19 protein-coding genes are annotated in these 14,561 nt (G+C 62.6%); 5 read left to right on the plus strand and 14 right to left on the minus strand.

The annotated features are described in order from the left end of the window. Positions 1-138 precede the first annotated feature (138 nt). Positions 139-429 (minus strand): hypothetical protein, encoded by a 291-nt coding sequence (locus ABWU19_RS01840; RefSeq protein WP_435900065.1) that lies wholly within the window; start codon positions 427-429, stop codon positions 139-141. Positions 430-503: 74 nt separating this feature from the next. Beyond that, the gene (locus ABWU19_RS01845; protein WP_435900066.1) at positions 504-794 is read right to left on the minus strand and encodes a hypothetical protein; all 291 of its coding nucleotides are present in this window, start codon (positions 792-794) and stop codon (positions 504-506) included. Between the two features lie 199 nt (positions 795-993). Between ABWU19_RS01845 and ABWU19_RS01850 the strand changes: the two genes are divergently transcribed. Then, a complete protein-coding gene (locus ABWU19_RS01850) occupies positions 994-1,434 on the plus strand; it encodes a Fur family transcriptional regulator (RefSeq protein WP_435900067.1) in 441 nt (146 codons plus the stop codon). A gap of 68 nt (positions 1,435-1,502) precedes the next feature. Here the strand turns inward: ABWU19_RS01850 and ABWU19_RS01855 are convergent, their stop codons facing one another. Beyond that, positions 1,503-2,306: an AMP/ADP-polyphosphate phosphotransferase gene (locus ABWU19_RS01855; RefSeq protein WP_435900068.1), complete on the minus strand. Its 804-nt coding sequence runs from the start codon at positions 2,304-2,306 to the stop codon at positions 1,503-1,505. Positions 2,307-2,407: 101 nt separating this feature from the next. Here ABWU19_RS01855 and ABWU19_RS01860 point away from each other — a divergent pair, with 101 nt between their 5' ends. Beyond that, positions 2,408-4,168 carry a WD40 repeat domain-containing protein gene (locus ABWU19_RS01860; RefSeq protein WP_435900069.1) on the plus strand — a complete coding sequence of 587 codons (1,761 nt, stop codon included), beginning with the start codon at positions 2,408-2,410 and terminating at the stop codon, positions 4,166-4,168. A gap of 135 nt (positions 4,169-4,303) precedes the next feature. Here the strand turns inward: ABWU19_RS01860 and ABWU19_RS01865 are convergent, their stop codons facing one another. The 5 genes from ABWU19_RS01865 to ABWU19_RS01885 form a co-directional block, all read right to left on the minus strand. Beyond that, on the minus strand, positions 4,304-4,621 hold the full coding sequence (locus tag ABWU19_RS01865) for a hypothetical protein (RefSeq protein WP_435900070.1): 318 nt from the start codon (positions 4,619-4,621) through the stop codon (positions 4,304-4,306). Next, positions 4,618-5,403 carry a cobalamin-binding protein gene (locus tag ABWU19_RS01870; protein WP_435900071.1) on the minus strand — a complete coding sequence of 262 codons (786 nt, stop codon included), beginning with the start codon at positions 5,401-5,403 and terminating at the stop codon, positions 4,618-4,620. Before ABWU19_RS01870 ends, ABWU19_RS01865 begins: the two co-directional genes overlap by 4 nt. A gap of 12 nt (positions 5,404-5,415) precedes the next feature. Next, a complete protein-coding gene (locus tag ABWU19_RS01875; protein WP_435900072.1) occupies positions 5,416-5,979 on the minus strand; it encodes a cob(I)yrinic acid a,c-diamide adenosyltransferase in 564 nt (187 codons plus the stop codon). Positions 5,980-6,103: 124 nt separating this feature from the next. Then, complete coding sequence (locus tag ABWU19_RS01880; protein WP_435900073.1) at positions 6,104-6,502, minus strand: type II toxin-antitoxin system VapC family toxin; 399 nt, start codon at positions 6,500-6,502, stop codon at positions 6,104-6,106. Beyond that, positions 6,499-6,960, minus strand: coding sequence for a helix-turn-helix domain-containing protein (locus ABWU19_RS01885; protein ID WP_435900074.1), 462 nt, complete (start codon positions 6,958-6,960; stop codon positions 6,499-6,501). The genes ABWU19_RS01880 and ABWU19_RS01885 overlap by 4 nt, the downstream gene beginning before the upstream one ends. Positions 6,961-7,141: 181 nt before the next feature. Here ABWU19_RS01885 and ABWU19_RS01890 point away from each other — a divergent pair, with 181 nt between their 5' ends. From ABWU19_RS01890 to ABWU19_RS01900, 3 genes are read left to right on the plus strand one after another with little or no spacing between them, the layout of a single operon-like run. Continuing rightward, the gene (locus ABWU19_RS01890; protein WP_435900075.1) at positions 7,142-7,432 is read left to right on the plus strand and encodes a nucleotidyltransferase family protein; all 291 of its coding nucleotides are present in this window, start codon (positions 7,142-7,144) and stop codon (positions 7,430-7,432) included. A gap of 9 nt (positions 7,433-7,441) precedes the next feature. Next, positions 7,442-7,807 carry a HepT-like ribonuclease domain-containing protein gene (locus ABWU19_RS01895; protein WP_435900076.1) on the plus strand — a complete coding sequence of 122 codons (366 nt, stop codon included), beginning with the start codon at positions 7,442-7,444 and terminating at the stop codon, positions 7,805-7,807. Positions 7,808-7,823: 16 nt separating this feature from the next. Continuing rightward, complete coding sequence (locus ABWU19_RS01900; protein ID WP_435900077.1) at positions 7,824-9,218, plus strand: serine hydrolase domain-containing protein; 1,395 nt, start codon at positions 7,824-7,826, stop codon at positions 9,216-9,218. A gap of 23 nt (positions 9,219-9,241) precedes the next feature. On the opposite strand, the gene ABWU19_RS01905 is transcribed toward ABWU19_RS01900, so the two are convergent. Genes ABWU19_RS01905 through pcaD form a run of 6 tightly spaced genes read right to left on the minus strand, consistent with a single transcriptional unit; the run spans position 9,242 to position 14,411 of the window. Further along, the gene (locus ABWU19_RS01905) at positions 9,242-10,582 is read right to left on the minus strand and encodes a 3-oxoacid CoA-transferase (RefSeq protein WP_435900078.1); all 1,341 of its coding nucleotides are present in this window, start codon (positions 10,580-10,582) and stop codon (positions 9,242-9,244) included. Further along, the gene (gene pcaB / locus ABWU19_RS01910) at positions 10,579-11,967 is read right to left on the minus strand and encodes a 3-carboxy-cis,cis-muconate cycloisomerase (protein ID WP_435900079.1); all 1,389 of its coding nucleotides are present in this window, start codon (positions 11,965-11,967) and stop codon (positions 10,579-10,581) included. The genes ABWU19_RS01905 and pcaB overlap by 4 nt, the downstream gene beginning before the upstream one ends. 6 nt (positions 11,968-11,973) lie before the next feature. Then, positions 11,974-12,531: a protocatechuate 3,4-dioxygenase subunit alpha gene (gene pcaG, locus ABWU19_RS01915; RefSeq protein ID WP_435900080.1), complete on the minus strand. Its 558-nt coding sequence runs from the start codon at positions 12,529-12,531 to the stop codon at positions 11,974-11,976. Continuing rightward, positions 12,531-13,238, minus strand: coding sequence for a protocatechuate 3,4-dioxygenase subunit beta (gene pcaH / locus ABWU19_RS01920; protein ID WP_435900081.1), 708 nt, complete (start codon positions 13,236-13,238; stop codon positions 12,531-12,533). The genes pcaG and pcaH overlap by 1 nt, the downstream gene beginning before the upstream one ends. Further along, positions 13,235-13,624, minus strand: a complete 390-nt coding sequence (gene pcaC / locus ABWU19_RS01925; protein ID WP_435900082.1) for a 4-carboxymuconolactone decarboxylase — start codon at positions 13,622-13,624, stop codon at positions 13,235-13,237. Before pcaC ends, pcaH begins: the two co-directional genes overlap by 4 nt. Next, complete coding sequence (gene pcaD, locus ABWU19_RS01930) at positions 13,611-14,411, minus strand: 3-oxoadipate enol-lactonase (RefSeq protein WP_435900083.1); 801 nt, start codon at positions 14,409-14,411, stop codon at positions 13,611-13,613. Before pcaD ends, pcaC begins: the two co-directional genes overlap by 14 nt. Positions 14,412-14,561 lie beyond the last annotated feature (150 nt).

Genomic DNA, 14,561 nt, shown 5'->3' on the forward strand with positions numbered 1-14,561 from the left:
TCGCCACGGCGAGGCGGCCATCCCTGAAGGGGGTGGGTTTTATAGCTCCCCCACACCCCCTCGCTTCTATAACCTGCAAAGCAGCAGCCCCTCGAGCTGCCCTCATCCAATGCAGCATCCCACCTGCCGCACAGATGCTCAAGCCTGCATGGGTTTTTGGGAAGATTCCTCGCCCGGTTCTTCCCAGGCCAGCTCAATCAGATCGATCAGCTCCTCTACCGGAACGCTATAGCGGCGGGACATCCGGGTAATTTCATGCCCCAGCCGTTTCAACTGGCTCACATACTGCTGGGACACCTCACCCGGCTCGGCCTCGAGGTCTTCCACAATGCCGATGAGCCAGCCCAACAGCTCGCTGGCGTCTTCGTCAGAAAGCCCATCGGTTAGGGCTTCGTCCTCGAGGAGCAGTTCGGTTAGCCGTTCAAGCATATACGGCCTTCATACTATGCCGAACCGCGTTGGAATTGAATATAAGCGCCGCGCTTACATTTGCAATCAGAGGACTAGTTTGAAGGAGGGCTGGCAGGAAGCGTTTTCAGCAAAAGCAGCTCGTCCTTATGAACATAACCCATTTGGCGAACCAATCCTTCGCGGTAGCGCGGGTCAGCGGCAAGCTCCAGCTCTTCGCTCAGTTTTTGATTGCGCAGCTCGAGCTGCTCCAGGCGAACCCGGGCCTGCGAGATTTGATTGCGAATCTGCACATTGCGCTGAAGCTCCAGCGTAATCAAAACCAATAAATGCAGTGTCCCCAACGCAAATACCAGATGCAAAAAGCGATAAATTGGCTTCTCCACAGTACAATTAGTATATCATTTTCACGCCTTGCCTGCAGAATTTTATCCACCAAAACCCGGTCGCCTACCCTCAGGCTGTTTTGGTTGCATCGCACAGCTCAGAGCGGCCCAGAGCAGCGTCGCTATGCGATAAATATCGCAACAATGTATTTTTTCTATAAATGTTTTATAATATTGTAACCTGCGCGCGGGGGTAAAAATGGCAAAGACCAAAGAGCGGGAAAGCTATCGGTCGCGTCTAAAAGCGGTGGGATTGCGCCACACACTGCCCAGAGAACGAATCCTGGCCTATCTCGACCGCAAAAACACCCACCCGACACCCGAAGAGCTGTATCTGGGCCTGAAAAAAAAAGGTTACAACATAGGGCTTTCAACAGTCTATCTAAACCTTCAGGTGTTGCGTGAAGCTGGCTTATTGTGGGAATTCAAGGACCAAAAAGGCAACACCCGTTATGACGGTTTCAATGAACGTCACCACCATCTGTTTTGTTTGCAGTGTGGAAGCATTGAGGACTTGTCGGATACAGATTTGCCTGAATTCGACCAGGAGCCCATCAAAAAAGTCGTGGAAGCCAAGAACGGTTGGTTTGTAGAAGAAGCCCACCTGGAGCTGCGCGGAGTTTGCCCTAAGTGTCAGTAGTCCCTAGCTTTAAAACCCTCGCTACGGGGAAAGCCCGGGGTCATACGTTCGGGCCCCAGCCAGCGGGGCTACTTGATTACGATTTTTTCCAGACCAATCTGGGGCTGGGGGTACTGCATCCGGAGGCCCTCGAGGGTTTCTATCAGGATGCTGCTGACCAGCCAGTTGCGGTACCAGTTCTTGTTGGCCGGAATCACGTACCAGGGGGCATACTCACTGCTGGTTTCGCGGATAGCAACCTCGAAGGCTTCCTGGTACTGATCCCATAGCTGACGGTCCTCGAGGTCGCCCTTGCGAAACTTCCAGCGCTTCTCGGGGTTGTCCAGGCGTTCCTGCAGGCGTTTGCGCTGCTCTTCTTTGGAGATGTGCAGGAAGAACTTGAGAATGATGGTACCCTCATCGGCCAGCATGCGCTCGAACTCGCGGATGTGGTGGTAGCGCTTTTGCCAAACCTGCTGGGGCACCAGGTTTTTGACCCGCACCACCAGCACGTCCTCGTAATGGGAGCGGTTGAAGATGACCAGCTCGCCCTTGCGCGGCACCTGCTGGTGCACGCGCCAGAGGTAGTCGCGGGCCAGCTCGTGCTCGGTGGGTACGCCAAAGCTGGCTACCCGTACCCCGCTGGGATTTACCCCATCGAAAACCACCCGGATGGTGCCATCCTTGCCACCCGCATCCATGGCCTGCAACACCACCAGCACTTTATGCTTACCTTCCGCATAGAGCAGCTCTTGCAGCGTTTCCAGGCGCTTGTTGAGGCCGGCCAGGGCTTCCAGGGCTTCCTGTTTGCCGCCCTTGAAGGCGCTGGTCTCGTCCGGGTCAAAGTCCTTCAGGCGAAAAGAACCATTGGGCTGAATGCGGTATTTGTTCATGCAGGCTCCCGCTGGAATTCTATGCCAGGGCGCCAATCTCTGCCAAAGACCCCAGCCCGGCCTCACCTTTGCATTTTTGCAAAGTCCAGTAGTCTATAGCCGTGCACAGGTGGATTGGTTGGCTCGTATGTTTTTCGCTGGCGCTGGCCCAGCAGCCGCAGCAGCTTCTGGTGGGACATCGGGCGCCGGTGGGCGCAGTTGGCTTCGGCCCTGGGGGCATGCTGGCCCTGGGCGCCGATAGCTATATTCAGCTGTACCGCGCCGATGGGGTTTTTTTGCGTACCCTAAGTGGACACGCCGACACGGTGCGTGCGCTGGACTTCGCCCCGGATGGCACCCTGCTCAGCGCATCATCCGACACCACGCTGCGGCTGTGGAACCCCCAGAGCGGTCTGCTGAAGGGTGTGCTGCAAGGCCACCGCGACCAGGTCTGGTCGGCCCGCATCAGCCCAGATGGTCAGCAGGTGTTGAGCGGCAGCGCCGACGGTGAGTTGCGCCTGTGGGACGCCCAGGGCTCGAGCCAGTCCATCTATATGGGGCGCGGCTGGGTGTACAGCGTCGGGCCTGGCCCCAGGGAAAATCTGTGGGCTGCCGGTGGACAGGATGGGGTGCTTTTGTGGAACCCAAAATCCGGCTACCGGCTGCCGCTTTTGGGGCAGATCTCGGTGCGGACTGTGGCCTGGGGGCCGAAGGGGCAGCTGGCCAGCGGCGACCGCGACGGACAGATACAGCTTTGGGATGCTGAGGGGCGCTTTGTGCAGCAATGGAAAGCCCATCGCCTGGCGGTGGGGGCCCTGGTCTGGAGCGACGATGGACAGCTCATCAGCGGGGGACAGGACGGCCAGATTATTTTCTGGAATAGCAACAGACCCCTAAAAAGCCTGCAAACCGCCTCGGTGCTGAGCCTGGCGCTGGCCGGAAGCCAGCTCTTGAGCGGACACGACGATGGGCAGGCCCGGCTGTGGAGCCGGGAGGGGGAGCTGTTGCAAACCCTAGAGCCCCCCGCCGCCTCGGTCACCACCCTGGCCTACAGCCCCGATGGAAGCTGGCTGGCCAGTGGGGGCTGGGACGGCGAGGTCTGGCTCTGGAACCGCCAGGGCCAGCCGGTGCGCCGGCTCACCGAGGCCACGCTGGAGGTGACCGCCCTGGCCTTCAGCCCGGACGGGCGACATCTGGCCGCAGGCAGCCGCGACGGCCTGACCCGCATCTACCAAACGGCCAGCGGGCGGCGGGTACAGACCCTCGAGGCCCACGGCAACGGGGTGGGGGCCCTGGCCTTCGCCCCCAACGGGCGGGCCCTGGCCACCGGCGGGCGTGACCGGCTTATTCGGGTTTGGGACTGGGCCAAAGGCCAGAAGGCGCTCGAGTTCCGCGCCCACGAGTCGCACCTGACCGGCCTGGCCTGGAGCCCCGATGGCCGCACCCTTTACAGCAGCAGTGCCGACGAAAGCCTGGCCTGGTGGGGCCTGCGCCCCGAAGGGGTAAGGCTCGAGCGCCGCATGATGGCCCATTCCAGGGGCATCTATGGCCTGGCCCTGAGCCCCGGCGGGGGCCTCCTGGCTACTGCCAGCCACGACCAGACCCTCAAGCTCTGGGATGCCCGCTCTGGCAGCCTGCTGCGAACCCTGCAGGGCCATACCGAGGCCGCCCAGGCCCTGGCCTTCTCGCCCGACGAAAAGCGGCTGGCTAGCGTGGGCTGGGACAAGACCCTGCGCCTGTGGAGCGTCCAGGGGCAGCTTTTACAAACCACCTCCGGTTTTGTACGGCCCCTTTACGCAGTGGCCTGGGCCCGCGACGGCAGGCTGGCTGTGGGCGGCGGCACCCTGCGGCAAGCCGGAACGATTGCGCTGTTCAGGCCATAGTTTTTACCACCTCAGCGCGGGAGGGCCGCCAAGCGCCCCTTACTTGCCGCACCGGACAGGTTCCGGCTTCGCCGTAATCGCGTAAGCGACTTTGCCTTGGGCGCGTCCGAGGGGCTCTATATTTGCTTTTTTGGGTCAGCTTTGAGCAGATTCGGTCGGTGTTTCCTGCCAGACCCGCCCATACGGGCGTACCTCGCCCTGGGGAAAGGCTTGCTGTAAGCGCCCCTGTAAGAACTGCCCCGCTGCAGGAAACAGCCCGGCACAGCCCTGGTTCACGTACACAAACACATAGCGGGGGGGCCGGGGGGACTGGCTGAAAGCCAGCGTCCCGGCGTATTCGGGGAAGGCCGCATAGAACACGGCCAGAAGCGCCTCCAGCCGGGTTCTGGCCTCGGGCAGGGGTTCTTCGCCCAGGGGCCGCACCCAGAAGGTCACCACCTTGAGGGGGGTCATGTGCGGCCTCCCTGCTGCCAGACCGGCACCTGCCGCAGCAGATCGGCCAGCTTTTTGACCCCCTCGGCCAGGCGCGGCCCCGGACGGCCCAGGTAGGCTTCTTCCAGGGCAAACACCTGCTTGTGCTTGAGCGCAGGAATCTCCAGCTTGCGGCGCAAAACCACCTCCGGACGCAGTTTTTTCGCCCCACACCACGAGACCGTAATCAGGTCGGGCTGGGCTTCCTCCACCTCGGCGGGGGTCAGGGGCTTGGAGCGCACCTCGAGGTGGGCAAAGGCGTTCTGGGCCCCCAGGGCTTCCAGCATCTGCGTGACCCAACTGTGTTTTCCTGCGGCAATCATGGGTTTGGGCCACCACTCCACCATTACCCTGGGCGGGCGCAGCCAGTGCGGCAGCGAGCCTCTGGCCTGGGCGATCATCTGCTGCATGGCCCGCACCACCTGCTGGCCCTGGCGCTCCACCCCCAAAGCCCGTGCCACCCGATAAATGTCCTGGTAGACATCCTGCAAGGTTTGCGGGTCGAGCACCAGATGGGGAATCTGGCGCTTTGCCAAGCCCTCCACCACCCGCTCCATCCCCGGCACGCTCAGGCTGGCCAGCACCAGGTCGGGCTTCAGGGCCTGCACCCTGTCCAGGTCGATCTGGAGGTCGGGCCCTACTCTGGGCAACTGGGCCACCTGGGCGGGAAAGTCCGAGTTGCTGTCCACCCCTACCAGCCGGTCAAGGCAGCCCAGGGCCCAGAGGATCTCGGTGTTGGAGCAGGTCAGGCTAACCAGGCGCATATCAGGCCCCTTTTATCGGCGCTTTTTGACCAGCCATTTCTCCTCGGCGAACCCTTCGCGCTGGTTGACCACTCGAGCCAGCGTGAAGAGCAGATCCGAGAGGCGGTTCAGATAGCGCATGGCCTCGAGGTTCACCTCTTCGCTGCGCATCAGCTCGACCACCCGGCGCTCGGCCCGCCGCACGATGGTGCGGGCCAGGTGCAAAGCTGCCGCGGCGGGGTGGCCGCCGGGGTGGATAAAGCCGGTGAACGAGGGGGCTTCTTCCTGGTAGCGGTCGATCAGGGCCTCGAGCTTCTCCACGTCGCTGGCGTCCATGCGGGCCAGGTTGCGCTCGTAAGGGCCGCCGGGCCGGGTTGCGAGGTCGGCCCCCAGGTCGAAGAGGGCGTTCTGGATGTACTCGAGGTCGGCCTGCACATCGGCATGGGCCAGAGGTAAAGCCGCCCGGGCCAGCCCGATGGCGCTGTTGGCCTCGTCCACCGTGCCGTAGGCCTCCACCCGGGGGTGGTCTTTGCCCACCCGGTCGGCCCCGTAAAGGCCGGTCTCGCCTCTGTCGCCGGTTTTGGTGTAGATTTTCATGCCTCTATTTAACCGCACAACCGCCCCATCGAATTGGGTTCAGGAAGACACGGGAAGCCATCCATCCACGCTCAGGCCACGCCCAGGCCGCCTGCAACACCAGCCCTTGGGTATTGCAACAAGCCTAGCCGTTCTCCGAAATGAGGGTTATGTTCTCGAGGAAGTCGAAGTCGCGGCGGTTGTGGGTTACCAAAGGGATGTCCAGCGCCCTGGCGGTGGCGGCGATCCAAGCGTCGCCCGCACCAATGGGTCGGCCTTTGGTCAGGGCCTCGCTGCGAACCCTGGCCCAAGCGGTGCAGATCTCGTCGTCGGTGTGAACCACCACGAAGCTACTGAGCAAGACCTCGAGGCGGCGCCGCTTGCGCTCGCCCCAGTTCTTGAACAAAGCCCCGAAGCGCAACTCGGCCACGGACTGGGCGGCCACCAGCAGTTGCTGGCCTTCCAAAATCGGCTGATAAACGCTCCACAGGCTGTGTTCGTTGTAGGCGTAACTGATGATGTTGGTATCCACCAGCAGGTTCATCTGGACACCGCACCCTTCTTGCGGGGCTTTTGCGGTTCAAAAAGCTCGAGCAGCCGTCGGTCGCGCGCTTGGCTCAGCTCGAGGTCGGTCTTGCGGGCCTCCTCGAGCAACCGCATGAACGCCTCGTTCTCGGCCTTTTCTTCCGGAGTTAGGGGGGGCAGATCCCTCTGAACCTCCTTCCAACAGAAGGGCTTGGCATCCTTCAGCAGTCGGGCCAGCCGCTCCTGCTTGGAGGAAGGGCGCTTCTCGAGAATTTCGTCGAAGCGCACGGGCCTGCCCAGGAGCTGCTCGAGGCCTGCCATTAGCTTGTCGAGGGTCTGGAGTTCCACCGCCTTGGCCTTGTTGTTGACCAGGTTGTACACCGTCGTCTTGGACAGCCCGCTGACCTGGGCCAGCGCCAGGGGGGTTTTCTTGTGCTGGCGCAGCAGGGGCTCGAGCTTGAACTGGGTGGTTTCCATGGGTCAAATTTTACCAGAAGTCTGGGAAATTTGGCTATACTCTTCAGAAAAACGGACGCAAGTTGGCCCGAAAGGTGGGTCGTGGCAAGTCGTGTGTATCTCCAGGGCATGCCCCCTAAAACCCGGTAAATAGCATGCTGAACGACCCAGCCTGGTAAAAGCCAGGCTGTACTATGGTTCCATGCGCAGGGGAAGTGTGCTGGCTATCCTGGAAGAGCGCCTTCCGGGTCTGGCCGCACGTTACCAGATCAAGAGCCTGTACCTGTTCGGCTCCACCGCCCGCGACGAGGCCGACTCGAGCAGCGACGTGGATTTTCTGGTGCGTCTGGAGCAGCCCACCTTCGAAAACTACATCGGCCTCAAACACCACCTCGAGGACATGCTGGGCAGCCCCGTAGACCTGGTGAGCGCTAAAAAAGTGCCAGCCGATTTGCGTCCGCACATCGAGACCGATGCCGTGCAGTTGATTTGAAAGGGGCTTATGCGCCACGCCAACACCCCCAACCCCCACCTGCTCATGCGGGTGCACCTCGAGCAGATGCAAGAAGCTGCCCAGCGCATCCTGGACTACACCGCCGGGATGGACTTTGCCACCTTCAGCGCCGACCCCCGCACTCAGGATGCCGTGCGTTACAACCTGCACCGCATGGGCGTTGTGGCCGCCGCCCTGCACAAAAGCGAGCGCGAAGCGCTGTCCGAACTCCCCTGGAGAAGCATCCTGGATCTGCCCGACCTGGTAACCCACCTGCACTTTGGCATCCAGGACGAAATTCTCTGGGATTTAGTCACCCGCACCCTGCCCTACTGGCTGGTGGTGCTGGAAGAGACCCTGGAGCGAACCCCCTGACCACGACCTCGAGAATATGCTGCGCGGTATACCCAGCTTTTTGGCTTTTTTCATCCTTACGGGAGGGGCCTCGGCCCAGACCATCTGCGTACCCCCGCCGCAGGCGCCCCACCCCAGCCGTCCCGTCACCGGCCTGAACACACCCAGCCTCGAGCCCTACGACCGGGTCATGCAGCGGCTGATGGAGCGCTACCATATCCCCGGCGCGGCCCTGGCGGTAGCCAAGGATGGGCGGCTGGTGCTCTCCAGGGGCTACGGCTGGGCCGATCTGCGGGCCAAAGAACCCGTGCAACCGGGCTCTTTGTTTCGGCTGGCCAGCCTCACCAAGCCCATCACTGCGGTAGCGGTGTTGCGCCTGGGCGAGGGCCTGGTGCTTCGGGGCGTCTACCCCAACCTGAACACCTTCCTGAGCCAAAAAGCCTTCCAGATTGTCCAGATCAGGCCCTATGGCGGGCAGATTGCCGACCCCCGCCTCGAGCGCATCACCCTGCGCGACCTCTTGCAGCATTCGGGGGGCTGGCACCGGGGCTGGGCCGGCGACCCCATGTTCCGCCCCACCCTGAGCGATATTGCCAGGGCCATGCAGCGACCCGAAACCCTGAGCAGCCAGGAGCTTATTGGCTTCATGATGAGCCGCCCACTCCAGTTTGCCCCCGGCAGCCGCTCGGCCTACTCCAACCTGGGCTATGCCGTGCTGGGACAGGTGATTGAGCAATTGAGCGGCCAGAGCTACCAAAGCTATGTGCGGGCGATGCTGCAACCGGCGGGCATTTACAGCCTGCGGGCCGGTAAAACCCGCCTGCAAGACCGCCTGCCGGGCGAGGTGCGCTACTACGACTTTCCCAAAGCCCCCCTGGTTCGGTCGGTACTGGACGGCAGCCTGGTCAACCGCCCTTATGGCGAGTTTTACCTCGAGGCCCACAGCGCCAACGGGGGCCTGGTGGCCTCGGCCCCCGACCTGGTGCGCTTTGCCGTGGCGCTGGAAGGCCTGCGCCCGCCTGCCCTGCTCTCGCGCGAAACCCTGGCCGAGATGTTCCGCCGCCCCAGGCTGGCCCAGTACGAGAAAACCCCGCGCTACTACGCCCTGGGCTGGTGGGTACGGGTACCCCAGCCCCAGGCCCTCAACCCACCCCCGACCAGGGCCAGCGGACAGGGCAGCAGCGAACCCCCCACCCCAGCGGGCCAGCCTCCCCTGGTGCTCACCTTGCCGTGGGAACAGCTCGAGTGGAGCCACGACGGGGCTTTTGCCGGAAGCCGCAGCCTGCTGCTGCGCCTGCCGGGCGGGGTGGTGCTGGCGGCTTTGTTCAACAGCCGCCCCTGGAACGACTGGAGCTTTATCGCCGAGCTGCGGCGGGGGCTCGAGAATGCCACCAGGGCCGTGCAGCACTGGCCCGATTACAACTGCTTCTGATTGCAGTTCTCAACTGAAGCTCGCTACCCCAGACGCTCGATAAATCGCGCAGAGGTTCTGGCCCTCACCTCTTCCAGACTGGCCCCGGGCATCAGCTCAATCAAGGTAAGTTGACCTGCGTCGAACACAAAAACCGCCAGGTCGGTGATGACCATATCCACCACTCCCGCTGCCGTAAGCGGCAGATCGCACGCGGGGACAATCTTGCTCGAGCCATCGGGGTTGGTGTGGGTCATGGTGATGATGAGCTTGCGGGCCCCAGAGGCCAGGTCCATGGCCCCTCCTACACCCAACAGCGGCTTTCCCGGCACCGCCCAGTTGGCCAGGTTGGCGTGTTCATCTACCTGTAACCCTCCCATGATGGCCACGTCAATGTGCCCACCGCGGATCATGGCAAAGCTGTCCGCGCTGTCGAAGTAGCTGCTGCCGGGCAGTGCGGTAACAGGAATCTTGCCAGCATTGACCGGATACTCCAGCGCACCTCCCTCTTCCGGGGAAGGCCCCACCCCCAGCATCCCGTTTTCGGTGTGCAGGATAATCCCCATCGCTGGAGTAATCAGATCAGCCACCAGCGTTGGAATGCCGATTCCCAGGTTAACCACATCGCCGGGCTTGAGTTCTTGCAAAGCCCGCCGGGCCATGTTCAGGCGAGTCGGGTCTGCTTTTTTGCTGCCTACCGAAGCCGAAGAGCCCAGGTCTTCGGGGGCCATCTTGGCTTCCACCAGATAGTCCACATACAGGCCTGGGGTGTGGATCTGATTGGGGTCGAGGCTGCCTACCGGCACGATTTCCTCCACCTCGGCAATCACCAGGTCAGCAGCGGTAGCCATCGCCTTGTTGAAGTTCTGCTCGGTCATGCGGTACACCAGGTTACCTGCCGTATCGGCCTTCCAGGCCCGAATGAAGGCCACATTACCCCGAATGCCCTTTACGAACACATGCTGCTTTCCCTCGATGCAGCGGGTCTCGGCCTCCCTGGAAAGCGGGGTGCCAGCAGCCGTTGGGGTGTAAAAGCCAGCAATACCCGCACCGCCGGCCCGCAGGGCCTCGGCCAGACTGCCCTGGGGCAGGAGCTGCACCTCGATCTCCCCACGCTGGGCTGCGGCAACTGCTTCGGGGTTGGAGGTAAAGTACGAGCCAATGGCCTTCTTGATCTGCCCGTTGCGCAATAGACGGCCCCCACCCAGCCCTGGCTCGCCCACATTGTTGGCTACGTACGTCAGGTCTTGGGTAGCGGTCTGGGCCAGCGCGTGCAGCAGGTGCACCGGGTTTCCGGTCATGCCAAAGCCACCTACCAGCAACACATCGCCACTTTTGACCAAGCGAGCGGCTTCCTCCGGGGTAATCTGCGGTACTTGCTTCATCCTGCTTTTCCTCTCGAAGTCTTTGCATCGCCGGTTGCGGTAGGGTGGCTCAGCTCCTGCCGGGCCTGCTCGAGCACCACCTGGATAAAGTGCTGGGTCTGACCCAGGTAGTGTTCTTCGCTAAGAGCGGCCCAGTCGAGGGGAGCTTTGGTGCGGCTTCGCACCAGCTCAACCAGGTTGACCCCTTGCTGCAGAGCATCTCTGGCCGCCTGCTGCACTAAGGTCTTGGCCTCGGCGCGGCCCAGATAGGGGCTCAAGGCCAGACTCAAGGCCTCGGCCAGCAGCAAGCCCCCCGTGGCCCGCAGGTTAGCCTCCATGCGGGCCGCGCTGACCTCGAGGTTTTCCCCCAGATACAGCGCCCGGTTAAGCGCTGCCCCGCTCAGGGCCAGCATCTGCGGCAAACACAACCACTCCAACTGCCAGCCGTGGGTCGCCCGTTCGTGCTCCTGAATCAGGGCCTGGTGCATTGAAGCCAGCAAAGCCGCGTTCTGCCGGGCCGCCGCCACCACCAGTTCGCTCTGTACAGGATTGGATTTTTGCGGCATCGTCGAGGAGCCGCCCCGGCCCTCCTCGCGGGATTCGCGCACCTCGGCCACCTCGCTTTGGGCCAGGAGCACGATGTCCTGGGCCATCTTGGCCAGGCTGCCGCTGAGCAAGGACAGCCAGCCCGCCAGCTCGGCCAGGTTGTCGCGCTGGGTATGCCAGGGAAGCAGCGGCACCCCCAGCCCCAGCTCCTGGGCCAGCGCTTCGGCCACCTCCTGTCCCCGGTCTCCCAGCGAGGCCAGGGTACCCACGGCCCCCCCCAGCTGCACCACCAGCAAGCGCGGCCTGAGCTCCCGCAAGCGTTGCAGGTCACGCAGCAGGGGCGCCAGCCAGACCGCTGCCTTCAGGCCAAAGGTGAGGGGCAGGGCCTGCTGGCTGTGGGTGCGACCGATCATCAGGGTGTGGCGGTGCGACTCGGCCAGACCCGCCAGCAAGCCTACCAGCCGCCGCAGACGGGCCTCGAGCCAAGCAAGCGCCTCGCGAAGCTGCAAGACCAGGGCCGTATCGAGGATATCCTGGGTGGTAGCCCCCCAGTGCAGGTAGGTTGCAGCCTCCCCTTCCAGGGCTTTACGCAACTGCTGCAACAACCCCACCAGCGGAAAGCCGTCCCGCTCGGTATCCGCCTGGAGTTGCACCCAGTCCACGGCAAGACCGGTAGCTGCTCTTTGGATTTGTGCGCTGCACCCCTGGGGAACCAGGCCGAGGCGTTCCTGGGCCACCGCCAGTGCAACTTCGACCTCCAGCAGCCGGGCCAGGTAGGCCTCGTCGCTGAAGAGGCGGGCTAGCTCGAGATCACCCAGAAGGCCCCCAAAGAGTTTTGTGTCACCTGGGAAAAAAGCCATGGCCTCTTACCCGTGCAGGTCGAAGAAAACGGTCTCGTCCGGGCCCTGTAAGCGCACATCCCAGCAGTACACCACACCCCCCGGCGCCTCGGTACGCAAGGCCAGCAGGGTCTTCTGGCGCGCAGGCGCTACGGCGGCAAAAACCGGGTCGGCGGCGTTGTCGTGGTCGGAAAAGTACAGCCGGGTCACGGCGTGAACCAGCATCCCTCGGGCAAAAACCCGCACGTTGATGAAGGGCACTGCCGTTCCGGGGATGACCCCTGGCTTGATGGTTCTGAAAGCAAAGCCTGCCCCGGCAGTGCCGCTACGACCAAAGCCACGGAAGTTGGGATCGGCACGAAGGTGGTGGGGGTCGGCTGGGTGAGCAAAGTAGCCCTGGGCATCGGCCTGCCAGATCTCCAGCAAGGCATCGTCTACCGGCTCCCCATCCCCATCCAGCACCCGCCCCCTAATCCAGATGGGCTCGCCCCAGGTGGTCTCATCCGCAAGGATGTGGGCATCCCCATGCAGCAAGCCATAGTGGAAAAACGGCCCCACGGTCTGGCTGGGTGATTGCAGCTTCATCAGCACCCTCCTTCGAAGTAGGTCTGGTCACGCCCAGCCAGCACGATGTCAAAGCGGTACCCCAAGGCCCACTCCGGCCGGGTATGCTCGAGGTCGAAACAGGCAATCAGCCGCTCTTTGGCTTTGATGTTGGGGATACCGTTGTAGATGGGGTCGTACTGGAGCAGCGGATCGCCAGGAAAGTACATCTGGGTTACCAGGCGCTGGGTAAAGTTTTGCCCAATGAGGGAAAAGTGGATATGGGCAGGCCGCCAGGCATTGGGGTGGTTCTTCCAGGGATAGGCCCCAGGCCGGATGGTAATAAAGGTGTACTCGCCCCGCTCGTTGGTCAGTACCCGCCCGGCCCCAACGAAGTTGGGGTCGAGTGGGGCTTCGTGCCGGTCGTTTTTGTGGATGTAGCGGCCAGCGGCGTTGGCCTGCCAGATTTCGATCAGGGTTCGGGGCACAGGTCTTCCACTCTCGTCGAGCACCTGGCCATGCACGATGATTCGTTCCCCTACTGGCTCGCCGTTTTTGGCGGCGTTGCGGGTGAGGTCGTGGTCGAGGGGGCCAAGGTCTCCCTCGCCGTACACGGGGCCGGTCCGCTCCGCGAGCGAGCTGGCCAGGGGTATCAGGGGGTGATGGGGGGCCCGGCGCACCGTAGCCACATAGGGGGTGTGCAGGTAGGGGGGCTGGATGCTCCAGTCCAGTATGCTGGTCCGACTCATAACTCCTCCTTGGGGGGGTTCTGTATCTGGGTATAGGCCTGTTTGGCAACCAAAAAGGCCTGGTTGGCGGCGGGAAGGCCCGCATAAATCGCCACCTGGAGCAGTGCCTCACGCACCTCCTGCGGGCTCAAGCCGGTCTGGGCCGTAGCCCGGATGTGCATGCCCAGTTCGTGCTCCTTGCCCAAAGCGGCCAGGATGACGATGGTCAGCAGGTGGCGGGTCTTTCGCTCGAGGCCTTCGCGGGCCCAGACCCCGCCCCAGGCATACTCGGTGATAAATTGCTGGAAATCTGCATCGAAATCGGTTTTTTGGGCTTCAGCCTGATCCACATGGGCATCGCCCAGCACCGCCCGACGGACTTTCATTCCCTGTTCATAACGCGACATAACCCAACTCCTGCAAAAAAACTCGGATCTGCTGCCCCACTTGCTGAGGCTGCTCGATACAGGGCAGGTGGGCCGCCTCGGGAATCAGCTCGAGGCGAGCCCCCAGAGCTCGAGAAAGCTCCTCCGATAGCGCAAGCGGGGTGGACGGATCGGCCTCGCCACACAGCACCAGGCTGGGCTGCTGGACCTGAGAGATATAAGGACGCAGGTCGGCGTCGCGCAGGGCCATGCAGGTACCGATGTAGCCCTCGACCGGGGTACGGCTCAACATGTTGTAGTAACCCCTGGCCTCGGCTGGGCGTTGCTGAAAAAAAGCCCGGGTAAACCAGCGCTCGATCACGCCCAGGGCCACCTCGTCCAGGCCCTGGCTACGAATGGCCTCGATGCGGGCGTTCCAGGACTCCACTGTGCCAATACGGGCCCCGGTGTCGCAGAGCACCAGGGCAGCCACCTGCTCGGGGCGGCTGCGGGCCAGCTCGAGGGCAATCATGCCACCCACCGAGATGCCCACCAGCACCGCCGAAGCAACCCCCAGGTAATCCAGCAAGGCCCCGAGGTCGCTCGCGTGGTCCTGCAAGGTGTAGGGGGCTGGGGGTGCATCGGAAAGGCCGTGCCCGCGCTTGTCATAGCAGATCAGGTGATAGCCTTCCAGGAATGAAAGCACCCCCTCCCAGATGCGCATATCGCTCCCGAGCGAGTTGATAAACACCACTGGCTGGGCTTTGTCCTTTCCTGCACACTGGTAGTGCAGGGTCAGGTTATTCACGTGTGCAAACATCCCACCCATCCCTCCCTTGGGTTAGGGTTCATTGTGAAAAGGTAAGCCTCCCCTGAAAACAGGGGTATTCGAAATACACGAATGCCCCTTGTTCTTTCGTAGCCCAAAGCCCATGCCCAGCTATCAGGCAAGCTATCGCACGCTGCACAACAATCAAAC

This window comes from Meiothermus cerbereus, assembly GCF_051297115.1.
In the GTDB taxonomy this organism is placed as follows: Bacteria; Deinococcota; Deinococci; order Deinococcales; family Thermaceae; genus Meiothermus; species Meiothermus cerbereus_A.